Annotated in this window: 15 protein-coding genes; 11 read left to right on the plus strand and 4 right to left on the minus strand. The window is 40.0% G+C overall.

Features of this window, described 5'->3' with window-relative positions:
• Positions 1-13 precede the first annotated feature (13 nt).
• Together bamB and der are read left to right on the plus strand one after the other, a co-directional pair.
• Positions 14-1,186 carry an outer membrane protein assembly factor BamB gene (gene bamB / locus Xvie_RS14365; protein ID WP_086109989.1) on the plus strand — a complete coding sequence of 391 codons (1,173 nt, stop codon included), beginning with the start codon at positions 14-16 and terminating at the stop codon, positions 1,184-1,186.
• 161 nt (positions 1,187-1,347) lie between these two features.
• On the plus strand, positions 1,348-2,838 hold the full coding sequence (der, locus tag Xvie_RS14370; RefSeq protein WP_086109990.1) for a ribosome biogenesis GTPase Der: 1,491 nt from the start codon (positions 1,348-1,350) through the stop codon (positions 2,836-2,838).
• A gap of 404 nt (positions 2,839-3,242) precedes the next feature.
• Here der and Xvie_RS14375 read toward each other — a convergent pair whose 3' ends face one another.
• The 4 genes from Xvie_RS14375 to hemF form a co-directional block, all read right to left on the minus strand.
• Positions 3,243-3,479: a protealysin propeptide domain-containing protein gene (locus Xvie_RS14375; RefSeq protein WP_086109991.1), complete on the minus strand. Its 237-nt coding sequence runs from the start codon at positions 3,477-3,479 to the stop codon at positions 3,243-3,245.
• A gap of 296 nt (positions 3,480-3,775) precedes the next feature.
• Positions 3,776-4,837, minus strand: coding sequence for a M4 family metallopeptidase (locus Xvie_RS14380; RefSeq protein WP_086109992.1), 1,062 nt, complete (start codon positions 4,835-4,837; stop codon positions 3,776-3,778).
• 214 nt (positions 4,838-5,051) lie between these two features.
• Entirely contained in the window at positions 5,052-6,116 is a 1,065-nt protein-coding gene (locus tag Xvie_RS14385; RefSeq protein ID WP_086109993.1) for a M4 family metallopeptidase, read from the minus strand.
• A gap of 248 nt (positions 6,117-6,364) precedes the next feature.
• Positions 6,365-7,273 carry an oxygen-dependent coproporphyrinogen oxidase gene (gene hemF, locus Xvie_RS14390; RefSeq protein ID WP_086110031.1) on the minus strand — a complete coding sequence of 303 codons (909 nt, stop codon included), beginning with the start codon at positions 7,271-7,273 and terminating at the stop codon, positions 6,365-6,367.
• 139 nt (positions 7,274-7,412) lie between these two features.
• Between hemF and Xvie_RS14395 the strand changes: the two genes are divergently transcribed.
• The 9 genes from Xvie_RS14395 (at position 7,413) to Xvie_RS14440 (ending at position 16,026) form a co-directional block, all read left to right on the plus strand.
• A complete protein-coding gene (locus tag Xvie_RS14395; protein ID WP_086109994.1) occupies positions 7,413-7,835 on the plus strand; it encodes a GNAT family acetyltransferase in 423 nt (140 codons plus the stop codon).
• Between the two features lie 370 nt (positions 7,836-8,205).
• On the plus strand, positions 8,206-8,781 hold the full coding sequence (locus tag Xvie_RS14405) for an RpoE-regulated lipoprotein (protein ID WP_086109996.1): 576 nt from the start codon (positions 8,206-8,208) through the stop codon (positions 8,779-8,781).
• Positions 8,782-9,135: 354 nt separating this feature from the next.
• Complete coding sequence (gene cysP, locus Xvie_RS14410; protein ID WP_086109997.1) at positions 9,136-10,173, plus strand: thiosulfate ABC transporter substrate-binding protein CysP; 1,038 nt, start codon at positions 9,136-9,138, stop codon at positions 10,171-10,173.
• Positions 10,170-11,003, plus strand: coding sequence for a sulfate/thiosulfate ABC transporter permease CysT (gene cysT, locus Xvie_RS14415; protein ID WP_208612596.1), 834 nt, complete (start codon positions 10,170-10,172; stop codon positions 11,001-11,003). Before cysP ends, cysT begins: the two co-directional genes overlap by 4 nt.
• The gene (cysW, locus tag Xvie_RS14420; RefSeq protein ID WP_244175660.1) at positions 11,003-11,878 is read left to right on the plus strand and encodes a sulfate/thiosulfate ABC transporter permease CysW; all 876 of its coding nucleotides are present in this window, start codon (positions 11,003-11,005) and stop codon (positions 11,876-11,878) included. The genes cysT and cysW overlap by 1 nt, the downstream gene beginning before the upstream one ends.
• A 14-nt stretch (positions 11,879-11,892) precedes the next feature.
• Positions 11,893-12,981 carry a sulfate/thiosulfate ABC transporter ATP-binding protein CysA gene (gene cysA / locus Xvie_RS14425; protein ID WP_086109999.1) on the plus strand — a complete coding sequence of 363 codons (1,089 nt, stop codon included), beginning with the start codon at positions 11,893-11,895 and terminating at the stop codon, positions 12,979-12,981.
• Positions 12,982-13,113: 132 nt separating this feature from the next.
• Positions 13,114-13,995 carry a cysteine synthase CysM gene (gene cysM, locus Xvie_RS14430; protein ID WP_086110000.1) on the plus strand — a complete coding sequence of 294 codons (882 nt, stop codon included), beginning with the start codon at positions 13,114-13,116 and terminating at the stop codon, positions 13,993-13,995.
• A gap of 623 nt (positions 13,996-14,618) precedes the next feature.
• The gene (locus tag Xvie_RS14435) at positions 14,619-14,870 is read left to right on the plus strand and encodes an acyl carrier protein (protein WP_086110001.1); all 252 of its coding nucleotides are present in this window, start codon (positions 14,619-14,621) and stop codon (positions 14,868-14,870) included.
• Positions 14,863-16,026: an acyl-CoA dehydrogenase family protein gene (locus tag Xvie_RS14440; RefSeq protein ID WP_086110002.1), complete on the plus strand. Its 1,164-nt coding sequence runs from the start codon at positions 14,863-14,865 to the stop codon at positions 16,024-16,026. Before Xvie_RS14435 ends, Xvie_RS14440 begins: the two co-directional genes overlap by 8 nt.
• Positions 16,027-16,067 lie beyond the last annotated feature (41 nt).

The raw sequence follows: 16,067 nt of genomic DNA on the forward strand, positions 1-16,067 counted from the left end.
AGCCAACTTCATAATGCAACTGCGAAAAACACTCTTGGTTGGGCTGGTTGCTTCTGTTCTGCTGGCAGGTTGTTCAAGCGAACAGGATACGGTAACAATGTCACCGTTGCCGAAGGTTGAAAATCAATTTAAACCTCGTATCGCTTGGGATAAGTCTGTTGGGAGTGGCATTGGGCAGTATTACTCTCATTTATCACCAGCTTGGCAGGGTTCAACGGTTTACGTTGCTGATCGTCATGGTGTTGTCAAAGCACTTGATATAGACAGCGGTAAAGAGTTGTGGGCAACGGATCTGTCAGAAAAAGCAGGTTTGTTGTCATCCCGCTTGCCAGCGCTGCTTTCCGGTGGTTTGACTGTATCCGGTGATCGCTTGTATGTCGGAACAGAAAAGGCAAAAGTCATCGCACTGGATACAACGAGCGGTAAGGTTGAATGGGATTCAACAGTTGCTGGTGAAGCGTTGTCCCGTCCTGTAGTAAGTGATGGCCTTGTCTTGATTCATACTGGCAATGGTATGTTGCAGGCATTGAACGAAACTGATGGTAGCGCTGCTTGGTCAGTTAACATAGATACACCTCCATTATCAGTTCGTGGTGAATCTGCTCCTGCCGTAGCCTATGGTGCAGCAGTTGTAGGTGGTGATAATGGTCGAATCAGTGCTATTTTGCTGTCTCAGGGGCAATTAATTTGGCAACAGAGGATTTCTCAGGTAACAGGTTCTACCGAAATAGATCGCCTGAATGATGTTGATATGACCCCAGTCATTTCTGAAAATATTATTTATGCCATGGCTTATAACGGCAGTTTAGTAGCAATGGATATGCGTTCAGGTCAGATCATCTGGAAACGTGAACTGGGCTCGGTGAATGATATGGTCATCACGGACAGCAATATTTTTATTGTTGATCAAAATGACCGTATCTTGTCTCTGCGTAAGAGTGATGGAGTGACTTTATGGTCGCAAAATAATCTCTTGCACCGTAACCTGACAGCCCCGGAAATGTATAATGGCTATCTGGTTGTTGGTGATGGTGAAGGTTACCTGCATTGGTTGAATATGGCTGATGGCAAATTTGTGGCGCAGAACAAGGTTGATAGTTCTGGCCTGTTGAGTCGCCCAGTTGTTGCCAGTGATAAACTGATGGTACAAGCGAAGAACGGAACAGTTTATCTGTATACTCGCTAATTCCAGAACGTGTTTTAAATAACACGAAATTATACGGCTCCTGGACAGTAACAGGAGCCGTTTCGTCTTTTTAGTATCTTTGTATCTTGTTGTGGTGAACAACATTGAAAGGGCACTTTCAGCAGGATATCGATTTAAATATAGTCATGAGGCATCAAAAAATGATACCTGTCGTTGCGCTGGTTGGGCGCCCGAATGTTGGAAAATCCACCTTATTTAACCGATTAACCCGAACCAGAGATGCGCTGGTAGCGGACTTCCCTGGCTTAACCCGTGATCGTAAGTATGGACGGGCAGAGGTTGAAGAGCAGGAGTTCATCATCATTGATACGGGAGGTATCGATGGTACAGAAGACGGCGTAGAAACGCATATGGCCACACAATCTCTTATGGCCATAGAAGAGGCTGATATCGTTCTCTTTATGGTTGATGCCAGATCGGGACTGATGCCCGCTGACCATGCGATTGCCAAACATCTGCGTAGCCGTGAAAAAGCAACTTTCTTGGTGGCGAATAAAACTGATGGTATTGATATTGACACCTCTATAGCTGAATTTTATTCACTGGGGTTAGGGGATATTTATTCCATCGCTGCTTCTCACGGTCGTGGTGTGACACAACTGATTGAACGTGTGCTACTGCCATTTTCTGATAAAGAAGAAACGGAAGAAGTCGAACTGACTGAAGAAGAAGCTAACGCAGCTTATTGGGCAGAAATGGAGCAAGCTGAGTTGGATGCTTCTGCTGAACAAGAAGAAGAGGAGGCATTTGATCCTACCGCCTTGCCACTGAAACTTGCAATTGTTGGCCGCCCTAATGTGGGTAAATCCACATTAACCAACCGTATTCTGGGTGAAGAACGTGTTGTTGTTTATGATATGCCAGGTACAACCCGTGACAGCATTTATATTCCTATGGAGCGTGATGGCCGTGAATATATTTTGATTGATACCGCGGGCGTTCGTAAGCGTGGAAAAGTCACTGAAACAGTTGAAAAATTCTCTGTGATTAAAACGCTTCAAGCGATTGAAGATGCGAATGTTGTGTTGCTGGTAGTGGATGCCCGCGAAGGAATTTCTGATCAAGATCTCTCTTTGCTTGGTTTTATTCTTAACAGTGGCCGTTCTCTGGTTATTGCTGTAAATAAATGGGACGGTATGAGTCAGGAAGATAAAGATCACGTCAAAGATATGCTTGATCTGCGTTTGGGTTTTGTCGATTTTGCGCGTGTTCACTTTATTTCTGCATTGCATGGTAGTGGTGTCGGGAATTTATTTGAATCAATTCAGGAAGCCTATGAAAGTGCAACCCGCCGTGTTAACACTGCTTTATTGACCCGTATAATGCGTATGGCTGAAGATGATCATCAACCACCGATGATTCGTGGCCGCAGAGTGAAAATGAAGTATGCCCATGCTGGTGGATATAACCCACCTATTGTGGTTATCCATGGTAATCAGGTGACGGCTTTACCGGATTCTTATAAGCGTTATTTGATGAATTATTTCCGCCGTTCTTTGAAGGTGATGGGAACACCTATCCGCATTCAATTTAAAGAAGGCGCTAATCCTTATGCGGGCAAGAAAAATACATTAACAACGACTCAGCTTCGTAAACGTAAGCGTTTGATGGAACATCTGAAAAAACGTTAATTATTTCAAAATACTGTTATAAATAAAGGGCTGTTTTCAGCCCTTTATTATTAAGTAAACGTATAATTTTTTCTTTTTAAATATAAGCTTATGATTTTGTGATTTTTCTATTTATTCTTCTTTTTAAGAAAGTCATTCAACTATCATAAATATAAAAAATACTACATAAAATAATTTTACAAGTAAAACTAATTAGTTGAAAAATTTTCTCATGAATATCAGTGTAATTATATACCCTGCTGTATTAATTTGGATATTTTTCTTATTGGTTATCTTAAATATTATGTAAATCAGTGAATAATGCTACACTTCAGTTAAGTTTGTTTTTGACACTTGTTATCTGTTTCTATGATAGAACATTTTTCTAAAATTAAATTTATTTAAAAAAAGTTTTCTCCAAAAATTTATTTTCCTGATAGTTGGTAACTGCCTTCTGATTCAGAAAAATTTTTATTTTTATAGAACAGGGGGTCATCTTTAGGGTCTGAGGGATCTTCGCTGATTGATTTTTCCATTAGTTTATTAACGTGATCTAATGTATTTAAAACACTTTCTTTGTCATTAGCATCACAGGTTTTTGCAATATATTCCAATAAATAAGGAGGGATTATATTCTGTTTACTCGTTCTATTATTATTCATGATAATACCTTGTTTTGTATGTGTTGCCGTGTTGGTGTATATTTCTCCTAACTCAAATAGTAACTAAATTAACCATGTTAGTCACTACTAAAAATGTAAATTTTTATGATATGACACAAAGTAGTAAAATAATTCATTTTATGAAATAGAGGGATAATTTATTATTAGCGATCTGCAACTTTGAAAAAATAAAAAATTTGATTCAAATAGTAGATATGAGTAGAGGAAGTGGAGGAATATATAAATATAATCAAGACCTTCCTTGGTCTTTGATGATTAGTGAGATATTCTTGCTTTTAGAGCAAGGTTCCGACTTGATTCCATGAATGGGTCACAATATCTGAAATTTTCTTACCAAATAATATGTTAGCATTGTCAACGGTTAACTGTGCAAAATCATTAAAACTGGCTTTATGGGATAACCGTTTGTCCAATAATGTGTTGTACCAGATTTTTCCGGCTTGCTCCCATGAGTATCCTCCCAATTCTATTGCCAATAAATAGAATGCCTTATTGGGAATGCCTGAATATTTGTGGACACCTCCGTTATCGTCTCTGACTGACAAATCTTGATATTGATTCATATGACCGACTTGGTTATCTTTCGGGTTTGCTGTTCCGGGGTTTTTAAATGAACGTAAGGCAATATTAGGATCATTGTCTGGATTAAGTGCCGGGCCAAATATTCCTTGGCCTATCAACCAATCAGATTCGTTGGCTTTTTGGTTATTAGCATACTGCTTTACCATAATGCCGAATACATCTGAAATAGATTCGTTTAATGCACCTGACTGATAAGCATAATCAAGATTTGCTTCACTTTCAGTTACTCCGTGGGTCAGTTCATGCGCAGTAATATCAATGCACGATGTAAGACTATTGAAGTAGGGAGCATAACCATCACCGAAAATCATTTGATTATTATCCCAAAATGCATTCATATAATTTCTTTGATAATGAACAGTAGCAACTAATTTAAGACCTTGGTTATCAATTGAATTACGACCAAAAATCTCCTTATAAAACTCATATGTCTTACCAAGATAATTATAAGCTTCAGTGGCTGAAACATCATCGATTACAGTCATATCTTCACGTAAAATTAATATTTTACCTGGATATAGATCATTATATTCAGCACTATAAATAGTTCTGTTCAATTTATTATCAGAACCTGGCTGATATCCATGAACTAGAGTATCTATTTCTTCTGCAGGGTTATTCATTAGATTGTAAACATGGTCTAATGTTTTTAATATGTACGTTTTATCTAATTGACCACAAATTTTAACAACATATTCTAATAAAAATGGTGGGATAATCCCAGATTTGTTTAATTTTTCTTTATGGCTGCACATAATAATACCCCGCTTTTTAGATGTTATGAATATTCTTAGGGCCTAAATCAATTATGAATCTAAATGGTGGTATTTACTACTAATACAATGTGTTTTTTGGTGTTTAACATATTAATTTATAAATATAATAAAGGGCTATCCTTAACCCTTTATTGTTTGTTTTTAAGATTATCTTAATGTTGCTAATTAGAATTTTAATTGATATTTTATTAACTTAATTTATTTTAGAAAGTAGAATGCCAACTTCTTTCCAACAGTTATTTACAATATCAGCGGTTTTTTTATCAAATAACTTCTCTGCATTATTAACCGTTAGTTTGGCGAAATCTTCAAAATCTGCATCTGAAGATAGGCGATTATCCAGTAGCGTTTCATACCAAATTTTACCTGCTTTTTCCCAGGCGTAGCCTCCAAACTCCATCGCCACTAGATAGAATGCTCTGTTGGGAATGCCTGAGAATATATGAACTCCTCCATTGTCAACGGTGAAGGGAAGATCTTCATATTGATCCATATGACCAACTTGCTTATCTCCGGAAAATGCCGTTCCTGGTTTGATAAAGGTGCGTAACGCAACACCGGGTTTGTTATCTGGATTAAATTTTTCTCCGAGTAAACCTTCGCCTAATAACCAATTAGATTCATCAACTTTTTGGTTATTAGCATATTGTTTAACCATAATACCAAATACATCTGCGATGGATTCATTCAATGCGCCAGATTGGTAGATATAATCCAGTTCTGCTTCACTCTCGATGACACCATGCGTCAACTCATGGGCTATAATATCAATGGCGGAGGTAAAACGATTGAAGTACTTTCCATCACCATCACCAAATACCATTTGTTTTCTGGACCAGAATGCATTCAGATAGTTTGTGCCATAGTGTACTGTAGCAACTAACTTTATCCCTTCATTATCAAGAGAATTGCGACCGAAAATTTTTCTATAGAATTCATGGGTTTTTCCAAGATAATCATAGGCTTCATTAACCGCAATATCTGAAATGTCTGACATGCCTTCAGCACGAGATAATTCTTCCCCCGGAAACCTTTCTTTATTTTTAGCATTATAGATAGTGCGGTGAAGTTTATCATCTTTGCCTATTTGGTTTTCCTGTTGAGATAAATTCTCTTCAGAAGGGGCACTCATTAATTGATAAACATGATCTAATGTTTTTAATACATATTGACTAGTACATGCATCACAATCATCAGAAATATGTTCTAAAACAAATGGAGGAATTAAACTATATATATTGGTTTGATTGTTTTTCATAATAATACCCTGTTTTTGTCGTTAGATGTTGTATTAGTTTTTTTCGGGCCCGGATTGAATACTAGCTGTAATTAATAGGAGAGTCATTAGTGAAAGTATTGATTTTTTATGGCAGGGTATTGCTAATGAAAAATAATAAATGTTTTTATCAGTATTATGATAAATCTCCTGAGAGTTTCAGAGTTAATCTTAAAAATAAAAAATAAAACAGGAATAAAGAGATTCCTCTATATTCCTGTTTTGAATTGTCATACCCAATCTTTTTTTATTAGAAATGAGGTATGTAATTCAGATTCAGGAGAGTCAGACTCTGGGGAGTAACCATATTCCCAACGTACTAACGGGGGCATGGACATTAATATTGATTCAGTTCTTCCACCACTTTGCAAACCAAAGAGAGTTCCTCTATCCCAGACGAGGTTAAATTCGACATAGCGGCTTCGACGATATAACTGGAATTGCCTTTCTCGATCGCCCCAAGTGATATTTTTTCTTTTTTCAACAATAGGTAAATAAGCAGATAAGAACCCATCTCCGACCGCTTGCGTGAAATTAAAGCAGGTATCAAAATCGGGCGTATTTAAATCATCATAAAACAAACCACCAATGCCGCGAGGTTCATTTCGGTGCTTTATGAAGAAGTAATCGTCGCACCATTTTTTATATTTAGGATAAATATCATCACCGAAAGGTTGACATAAATTTTTGGCAACGGTGTGCCAATGAATAGCATCTTCTTCAAAACCATAATAAGGCGTGAGATCAAAACCACCGCCAAACCACCATACAGGAGATTCACCTTCTTTTTCAGCAATAAAGAAACGCACATTTGCATGGCTCGTTGGGACATAGGGATTAATTGGGTGAATAACAAGGGAAACTCCCATAGCCTGATAACTGCGACCTGCCAATTCTGGACGATGGGCTGTGGCAGAAGCCGGCATTGAATTCCCCGTTATATGTGAGAAATTCACTCCGGCTTTTTCAAAAACCATACCTTCCGTTAGTATACGGCTCCGCCCGCCACCACCTTCTTCTCGTTGCCAGCAGTCTTCCATGAAAGTTGATTGACCATCAAGTTGTTCCAGTTGCTTGCAGATGTGATCTTGCAATGAGAGGAAAAAATTCTTCACTTGATATATGTTAGGTATATTCATTTCTGCTTTCATTTTGGTTAGTTACGAAGACCAGCAGTATACCTGTTAGTGTCTGTAAACGCATTTTCATATTGATTCCACAATAAAAGCAGCGATAATTAACAGTGATTCAATTGCTTATTAAATAGGCTTATTAACTATGGAAATTCGGATATTTCGGCAAGACGACTTTGAAGCCGTTATTACACTTTGGGAACGCTGCGATTTGATTAACTCTGGTGATGATCCAGAAGTAGATATTGAGCGTAAACTCAACCATGACGCTGATTTATTTCTGGTTGCTGAAGTTGCGGGGGAAGTGGTTGGTACAGTGATGGGCGGCTATGATGGGCATCGTGGTCATGCCTATTATCTGGGAGTTCATCCTGAATTTAGAGGTAGAGGAATAGCTAATGCGCTGATTTCCCGCCTTGAAAAAAAATTATTGGCAAGAGGTTGTCCAAATATTTTGATCATGGTTACAGAAGAAAATGATGCAACAATTTGTATGTGTGAAAAGATGGAATATGATTATTTAGGTCAAGAGAGTATGATATTTAGTAAGCGTTTAATTATTGATTGAGCTACCTATTAAATAAATATGTGAACTTAAAATGGCTGAATAGTATTGTGCTATTTAGCTATTATTATGTGAATCCGCGTAATAAGAAGATTTTCTAAAGTTACAGACTTTTCACTGTTAATGTGAGGAGTGATTTTAGTTAATAAATAAACTATTTTAAATATAATTTGATGTTTCTGTTTATGAGCGATTTGATATTTACAATTGAATGTTTTTTTGAAAGTGTGGTCTGATAGATATCAAGTATCAGTTCTACAGAGCTAAGGGTAAGAAAATAGTGATGAATAAATTCTTTGCATTCAAGTATTTTAGTCATAAGCATTTTGGACATAAGTATTTTGGACATAAGTATTCCAAGTATAAAAGAATTATGGCAGTCAGTAGCTTAGCAGGATGCTCATTCTTGCTGACAGCTTGTGCTGGAACATTAGGTGTATCATGGCCAGCTTTATCTCCTTTTAACTGGTTTGGCGGTTCCTTGAGTGTTTCTGAGAAGGGGATTGGAGAAATCAATAAACAAACAGATATGGCTCAAGCAGCGATAGAAAAGGGTTTGGAAGGGAAATATCATCTGCGTAGCGGCATGGAAATGCAAAATGGTAAGTTAGTCAGTGTGATTCAGGGCATGGAAGAAGGTCAGGTGAAAGTGGAGTTTCACGGGCTGGTCAATGGTAAAGTTAACCGTATTGATGTATTGGATGACGAGGTTAAAACAGTTTGGGGAGCAAAAATAGGAACATCTTTCTCTGAGCTATATAACAAGGCATTCGGAAAATGTCAGCGTTCCCATGATGTTACTGCACAGCCTGCCGTCATTTGTACTGCTCCGCAAAGTCAGCATGTCAACTATGTTTTTACCGGAACTTGGAATGGTCCTGAAGGATTAATGCCTTCTGATGATGTTTTGAGGAGTTGGAAAATTTCGCAAATTATTTGGAAGTCATGATAAAATTCTGATAATTATTTTATTTAAAGAAAAAATATTTTCATAAAAGGAAAGCAATATGACGCAGTTACAGACATTTTAAATTTAAACAACGGTGCAAATCATTTCAATGCTATTTACTGTGGTATTGGTTGATAAGGGATCACCCTGCTGCACCGTGACATACCTGATAATTAGCTCTAAATAATTAATACCAGATCACCACTCCGCTTATATTTTCTACACCTTATCGCTTTTCATCATTTCTCATAAAAATTCGGTATATAAAACATAGGTTAGTATACTACCCTGTTATAAAGATTCTGGATACAGTAAAGAAAGGGCTGTCAAATAGTGTGACGAGTAAGGTGTTGGATGAAAATAGTGGCAATAAAAAATAAATTATTGAGCGGAGTGGCTACCTTATTGCTTTTTGCTAGTCTCAACGCTTATAGCTCCAGCGCCTTGGCTGTCGGGCTGCTGAATAGTTCTTATGATATTGGACGAGAATTATTCTTGAGCTTGAATCCGGAATTTGAAAAACAATGGAATGAACAAAACCCGCAGAATAAATTAACCATCAAACAATCTCATGCAGGTTCATCTAAACAAGCGTTGGCCATTTTACATGGGTTGCGAGCGGATGTCGTCACTTATAATCAAGTCACGGATGTTCAGGTTTTGCACGATCTCGGCAATCTCATTCCTGCCAACTGGCAACAGCGCTTTCCGAATAATAGTTCTCCATACTATTCCACCATGGCTTTTCTGGTGCGCAAAGATAACCCTAAACACATTCGGACCTGGGAAGATTTGGTACGAAATGACGTGAAATTGATTTTCCCAAATCCAAAAACATCAGGTAATGGGCGCTATACCTATTTGGCTGCATGGGGCGCTTTTCAGCAAAAAAATCCACATAATCCTGCAAAGGTTCACCAACTGATGCTGCGTTTTTTACAGAATGTGGAAGTGTTTGATACCGGAGGTCGTGGAGCAACAACCTCTTTTATTGAACGGGGAGTAGGGGATGTATTGATTAGCTTTGAATCTGAGGTCAATAACATCCGTAAGCAGTATGGTGAAGATAACTATCAGATTATTGTGCCGTCGGTAAATATTCTGGCTGAATTCCCGGTGACTTGGGTGGATAAAAATATTGAGAAAAACGGCACTGAAATCGCCGCCAAAGCGTATTTAAATTATCTGTATAGTTCGGCTGCCCAGCAAATCATAGCCAGTTTTAACTATCGTGTGATTGATCAAAATATTATGAAAGCACATCAATCCCGTTTTCCTGTGACCCAATTATTTCGCCTCGAAGAACAATTCGGTAGCTGGCCTCAAGTAATGAAAACTCATTTCAATACTGGTGGCACGCTTGAGCAGTTATTGATGGAAGGGCGTAAATAATGTCGGTATTCAGTAAACGTGTCTTGCCCGGATTTGGGCTGAGTTTGGGCTGTAGCCTATTTTATGTCTGCCTTATTTTGCTGTTGCCATTAAGCGCTCTGGTGGTACAGCTATCGAATATGACATGGGAGCAATATTGGCAGGTTGTCGTCAACCCGCAGGTTGTGGCTGCTTATAAAGTGACATTACTGGCCGCAGCGGTTGCCAGTTTGTTCAATATGGTTTTTGGCATGTTAATGGCTTGGATATTAACGCGCTATAAATTTCCGGGACGCAGTTTACTTGATGGTTTGATGGATTTGCCATTTGCCTTACCGACAGCTGTTGCGGGTTTAACGCTGGCGACACTTTTTTCTGCGACTGGGTGGTATGGTGCCTGGCTTGGCAACCTTGATATCAAAGTTGCCAATACTTGGCTGGGTATTGCGGTCGCAATGGCATTTACAAGTCTGCCTTTTGTTGTTCGCACTGTTCAGCCTGTTCTTGAAGAATTAGGCCCCGAATATGAGGAAGCGGCACAGACATTGGGCGCAAGCCGTTGGCAAACTTTCCAGCAGGTTATTTTGCCAGAGGTTTCCCCTGCATTGATAGCCGGGACTGTGCTCTCTTTTACACGTAGTTTGGGGGAATTTGGTGCTGTGATTTTTATTGCGGGCAATATTGCCTGGCAAACCGAAGTCGCCTCCCTGATGATCTTTGTCCGTCTGCAAGAATTTGATTATCCGGCCGCCAGTGCGATCGCTTCGGTCATCCTTGCCGCATCATTATTATTGTTGTTTAGCGTCAATATATTGCAAAGTCGCTTCGGTAAACGGATAGGGGGACATTGATGACTAGATTTTCCGAATGTTCTGTTTCTGAAGACACGGTTTCTGAATATACAGTGGCGCAACGTTCTTCCACCAATTGGGGGAAATGGTTACTGATTGGCACTGGCGTGTTTTTTTCAGTTTTATTGTTGGTCATACCGATAGCATGGATTTTCCTGACCGCCTTTTCCGAAGGAATCGACATGGTTGCCCAGAACCTTTTCGATTCCGATATGCTGCATGCTATCTGGCTGACAGTGATGATTGCGCTTATCACCGTTCCTCTCAATTTAGTTTTTGGGGTCATGACGGCATGGCTGGTGACGCGTTTCCAATTCCCCGGCAGACAATTATTGCTGACATTAATTGATATTCCGTTCGCGGTTTCGCCAGTTGTGGCCGGGTTACTTTATCTTCTGTTTTATGGTGACAAAGGTTGGTTAGGTGGCTGGCTGGGGAGCTATGACATTCAACTGATGTTTTCATGGCCTGGCATGGTGTTGGTGACAGTATTTGTGACGTGTCCGTTTGTTGTTCGTGAATTAGTGCCGGTGATGTTGAGTCAGGGAAATCAAGAAGATGAAGCCGCCATATTATTGGGAGCCTCTGGCTGGAAGATGTTCTGGCGCGTGACACTACCGAATATCCGTTGGGCATTGTTATATGGTGTTGTTTTGACCAATGCACGGGCGATTGGGGAGTTTGGTGCTGTGTCTGTGGTATCGGGGGCAATTCGCGGTGAAACCTATACGCTGCCTTTGCAGGTTGAACTGCTGTATCAAGATTACAACACGGTTGGCGCATTTACAGCAGCGGCCTTATTGGCGGTGATGGCGATTATTACTCTGATTGTCAAAAGTGCATTGCAATGGCGTTTAAGCCGCCAGCAAGAGTAGATCAGGAGCGAAATATGAGTATTGAAATCAATAAAATCAGTAAATCTTTTGGTCGATCTCAGATACTGAATGAAATCTCACTGGATATTGAATCTGGTGAGATGGTAGCCCTGCTTGGCCCATCGGGTTCAGGTAAGACGACATTGCTGAGGATCATTGCGGGGCTTGAACAGCAGAGTGCGGGTCAACTGAAATTTCACGGACAGGACGTCAGCCGATTACATGCAAAAGATCGCCGTGTTGGGTTTGTATTCCAGCACTATGCTTTATTTCGCCATATGACGGTGTTTGATAATGTAGCTTTTGGCCTGACAGTACTTCCCCGCCGCCAGCGCCCCAGTACTGAGGTATTGCGTCGTAAGGTCATGACATTGCTTGATATGGTGCAGCTTTCTCATTTGGCAGAACGCTATCCTTCGCAACTCTCTGGCGGGCAAAAACAGCGTGTGGCATTGGCAAGGGCATTGGCGGTTGAGCCACAGATCCTATTGCTGGATGAGCCTTTTGGCGCATTGGATGCTCAGGTACGAATGGAATTGCGTCGTTGGCTGCGCCAGCTTCATGAAGAATTGAAATTTACCAGCGTATTTGTTACCCATGATCAGGAAGAAGCGATGGAAGTGGCTGACCGGGTAGTGCTGATGAATCAAGGCCGCATCGAACAGGTCGGTACTCCTCAGCAAGTATGGCATGAACCGGAAAGCCGCTTTGTCCTTGAGTTTATGGGTGAAATAAACAAACTGAATGGTGAAATTAAAGGTTCCCAACTCTGGATTGGCGGGAAAATTTTTCCATTGGATATCACGCCACTGCATCAAGGAAGCGTAGATGTCTTTTTCCGCCCTTGGGATATGACACTTAGTACCAAGCAAACAACTTCCTGCCCTTTGCCAGTGCAAATCGTAGAAGTCAATCCCCGTGGTCATTTTTCGATATTATCTGTTCAACCGATAGGGTGGGGTGATGAATACTTGTCAGTAATTTGGCAGGATGATTCATCCATTCCTGTTAGGGGAAGCCGCTATTTTATTGGAGGCACAGATGCCCGCTTATATGCAGGTGATTTGCCATTAAAGGTTTTGCAATTAGCTGAATCTGCCTGATTTAATTAATTTATATATTGAATCCCTATCTCCCGCCACGTAAGGGAGCAGGGATTTTTTGCTTAATATCTTGCTACAGTTTCCTTAATATGATTATTTGGTTATCCATTCTCATATAAACTAGGTAATGCTGTGGCAAGCTTGGAAAAATTTATAGGTAATACACCGCTGGTAAAATTGCAACGAATTACAGAAAGTGTTGATGCGGAAATCTGGGTGAAGCTGGAAGGCAATAATCCTGCGGGTTCTGTGAAAGACAGAGCAGCGCTTTCTATGATCCAGCAAGCGGAACTGCGCGGAGAAATTACTCCGGGTGACGTTCTGATCGAAGCAACGAGTGGCAATACCGGCATTGCTCTGGCGATGATTGCAGCGGTAAAAGGATATCGTCTGAAATTATTGATGCCTGAAAATATGAGTCTTGAGAGGCAGGCATCAATGCGGGCTTACGGCGCTGATTTGATTTTGGTCAGTAAAGAATTGGGAATGGAAGGTGCGCGGGATATGGCGCAAGAAATGGAGAAAAATGGAGAAGGAAAAGTTCTGGATCAATTTAATAATACAGATAACTCACTGGCACACTTCAATACCACTGGCCCAGAAATCTGGCAGCAAACACAAGGGCGGGTTACGCATTTTGTTTCCAGCATGGGAACCACTGGCACAATTACGGGTGTGAGCCGTTATCTGAAATCCCAATCAGATCAAGTAAAAATCACGGGATTGCAACCTGCGGAAAATAGTCATATTCCCGGTATTCGTCGCTGGTCTCCGGCCTATATGCCCGGTATTTATCAGAAAGAGCTGGTGGATCAGATTCTGGACATCACCCAGACAGAAGCAGAAACGACAATGCGTTTATTGGCGCGGAAGGAAGGCATTTTCTGTGGCGTCAGTTCGGGTGGAGCAATTTCCGGTGCATTACGCATTGCGGCCGAAAACCCTGGCTCAGTCATTGTAGCGATTATTTGTGATCGGGGTGACAGGTACTTATCTACCGGGGTATTTAGTTAGCAATCCTTTCATCTTTTATCTCCCCTCTTATATTTCAAGCTGTAGTTTTGTTGGTTGTACTATGGCTTGAAGCCGATTAAAAATCTATCAGTCACAAATGTTTTTAAAAGATCACTTAATGAACTGATGCTTCCGGTATATTATTTTATTAACGGTTTTATTATAAATTAATGAGGGTTTTTTTAAGTTTTAATCGATTTAATGGAAGTATCACATTAATTGTATTTGTTGATTGATGAGCTATCTAATAGAGTGATTTTTAATATTGTTTCTAATTTTGTCTATAGATTAAAAATCTATTCCATATATTAGATGAGTTTTATTTATAATTTCCGTTAAAAAATGAAAAAATTAATGAGTAGCATATTATTCTGCGAAACGTTTTTCTGAATTTCAATAACCATCTTCTTATTAATAATGATTTAAGTAATATTTTATATTATGGAAAAATAAATGGATTATTATTAATCTCCATTGAGTTATTTGTTTTATTAGATATATATCCTGAATTTTTATTATTTTAGGGCGATAACACTCCCATGCGGTAGCTATTGTATTAATTGTCCAGGTAAATGTTGCAAACAAAAAAACCAATGAAATTAAGCATGAAAAGGGAAGTCGTGATGAATGTATCTGAGCGTAAAAAATTAGTATCTGAATATCTCTGTAAACTTTCTGGTAAGCAGAGTTTAGGTGATACCGTTAATATTTTCGAAACTGGCTTGGTTAACTCTCTGGCTGCTATCCAACTCATTTCTTTTCTGGAAAAAAATTTCAAAATTAAGGTCGAAATTGATGATCTCGACAATGCCAATTTTTCTAGTATTCAAGCTGTCTGCAATTTTTTAGACAAAAAGGTGGTGGCAAATGTTTAATCGCTTTTTATCACCTGTGCAGCAAGAATGGTTACAGGCATTTGAGCGGTTTTCAGCCACGGAAGTTGCCCCTTGTGCTGATGAATGGGATTTGTCTGAAGCAATACCTGCCAATGTAGTACAGCAACTAGCCAGCAATGGTTGGTTAGGGGGATTGGCAAAAACGGAACATGGCGGGCTGGGGTTTGATGTCACTACATTCGGATTGCTGAATATGGCCATCGGAGCTGGAAGCGGATCGCTCACTGGCCTGCTGAATGTACACTCAATGATGTTAAAAACCATTGAGGATTGGGGTTCCCAAGATCAAAAGCAACGCTTTTTGGCACCTTTGGTAAAGGGTGAAATTATTGGTGCTTTTGCCCAAACGGAAGTTTCCGCAGGTGGTGACTCTAAAAATCTATCGACCCAGTTTGAAGATCATGGGGATGAACTAAGTATTCATGGGCAAAAGAGCTGGATTACTTTCGCTCAGATTGCAGATCTATTTTTGGTATTTGGTAAATATCAGGGCTTGGATACCGCTGTATTGGTTCCTAAAAACACGCCCGGATTAAAAATAACAGCCAAGAAAAATATGCTGGGATTCAAGAGTGCCTATCTGGCAATATTGGATTTCAACGATTGCCGGATCCCCAAGACGAATATTGTCGGGAAGCCTGGTTTTGGACAAAACCTCATATCTAACAGCGCATTGGACTATGGACGCATCAGTGTGGCCTGGGCTGCGGTAGGAATACAGCAGGCGGCATTGTCGGCGTCAGCACGCAGGGCTAATTCTCGTGCTACCTTCGGCACATTGCTTGCAGATCAAGGCATTATTCGTGGCTATTTGGCGGAAATGTCCAGTAGCCTGCTTGCCTCTCAACTTATTTGCCTGTCAGCAACAAAAGCCAAAGAAGCCAAGGATGAAGATGCTCTTGAGCAAATTCTTCAGGCCAAACTTTTCGCATCACAGGAAGCGGGTGCGAGTGCGGCAAAGGCGGTTCAAATCCATGGTGGTCACGGTTGTGATGAGATAAACGGCATCAGCCGGCTTTATCGGGATGCAAAGATTTTGCAAGTTGTTGAAGGAAGCAATGAACTGCAAAAAATGCTGATTGGCAAACAAGTCTGTACTCGGTATAGCTACGACGCTGCACTGACTCATCCATAAACTAATTCCCAATATTTATTACCTGAAAAGCAAGACATTTT

It is taken from the genome of Xenorhabdus vietnamensis (assembly GCF_002127535.1).
GTDB lineage: Bacteria > Pseudomonadota > Gammaproteobacteria > Enterobacterales > Enterobacteriaceae > Xenorhabdus > Xenorhabdus vietnamensis.

Coding starts and splice junctions, on each gene's coding strand:
- bamB (WP_086109989.1), top strand. CDS start 14: ATGCAACTGCGAAAAACACTCTTGGTTGGGCTGGTTGCTTCTGTTCTG.
- der (WP_086109990.1), top strand. CDS start 1,348: ATGATACCTGTCGTTGCGCTGGTTGGGCGCCCGAATGTTGGAAAATCC.
- Xvie_RS14375 (WP_086109991.1), bottom strand. CDS start 3,479: ATGAATAATAATAGAACGAGTAAACAGAATATAATCCCTCCTTATTTA.
- Xvie_RS14380 (WP_086109992.1), bottom strand. CDS start 4,837: ATGTGCAGCCATAAAGAAAAATTAAACAAATCTGGGATTATCCCACCA.
- Xvie_RS14385 (WP_086109993.1), bottom strand. CDS start 6,116: ATGAAAAACAATCAAACCAATATATATAGTTTAATTCCTCCATTTGTT.
- hemF (WP_086110031.1), bottom strand. CDS start 7,273: ATGAATATACCTAACATATATCAAGTGAAGAATTTTTTCCTCTCATTG.
- Xvie_RS14395 (WP_086109994.1), top strand. CDS start 7,413: ATGGAAATTCGGATATTTCGGCAAGACGACTTTGAAGCCGTTATTACA.
- Xvie_RS14405 (WP_086109996.1), top strand. CDS start 8,206: ATGGCAGTCAGTAGCTTAGCAGGATGCTCATTCTTGCTGACAGCTTGT.
- cysP (WP_086109997.1), top strand. CDS start 9,136: ATGAAAATAGTGGCAATAAAAAATAAATTATTGAGCGGAGTGGCTACC.
- cysW (WP_244175660.1), top strand. CDS start 11,003: ATGACTAGATTTTCCGAATGTTCTGTTTCTGAAGACACGGTTTCTGAA.
- cysA (WP_086109999.1), top strand. CDS start 11,893: ATGAGTATTGAAATCAATAAAATCAGTAAATCTTTTGGTCGATCTCAG.
- Xvie_RS14435 (WP_086110001.1), top strand. CDS start 14,619: ATGAATGTATCTGAGCGTAAAAAATTAGTATCTGAATATCTCTGTAAA.
- Xvie_RS14440 (WP_086110002.1), top strand. CDS start 14,863: ATGTTTAATCGCTTTTTATCACCTGTGCAGCAAGAATGGTTACAGGCA.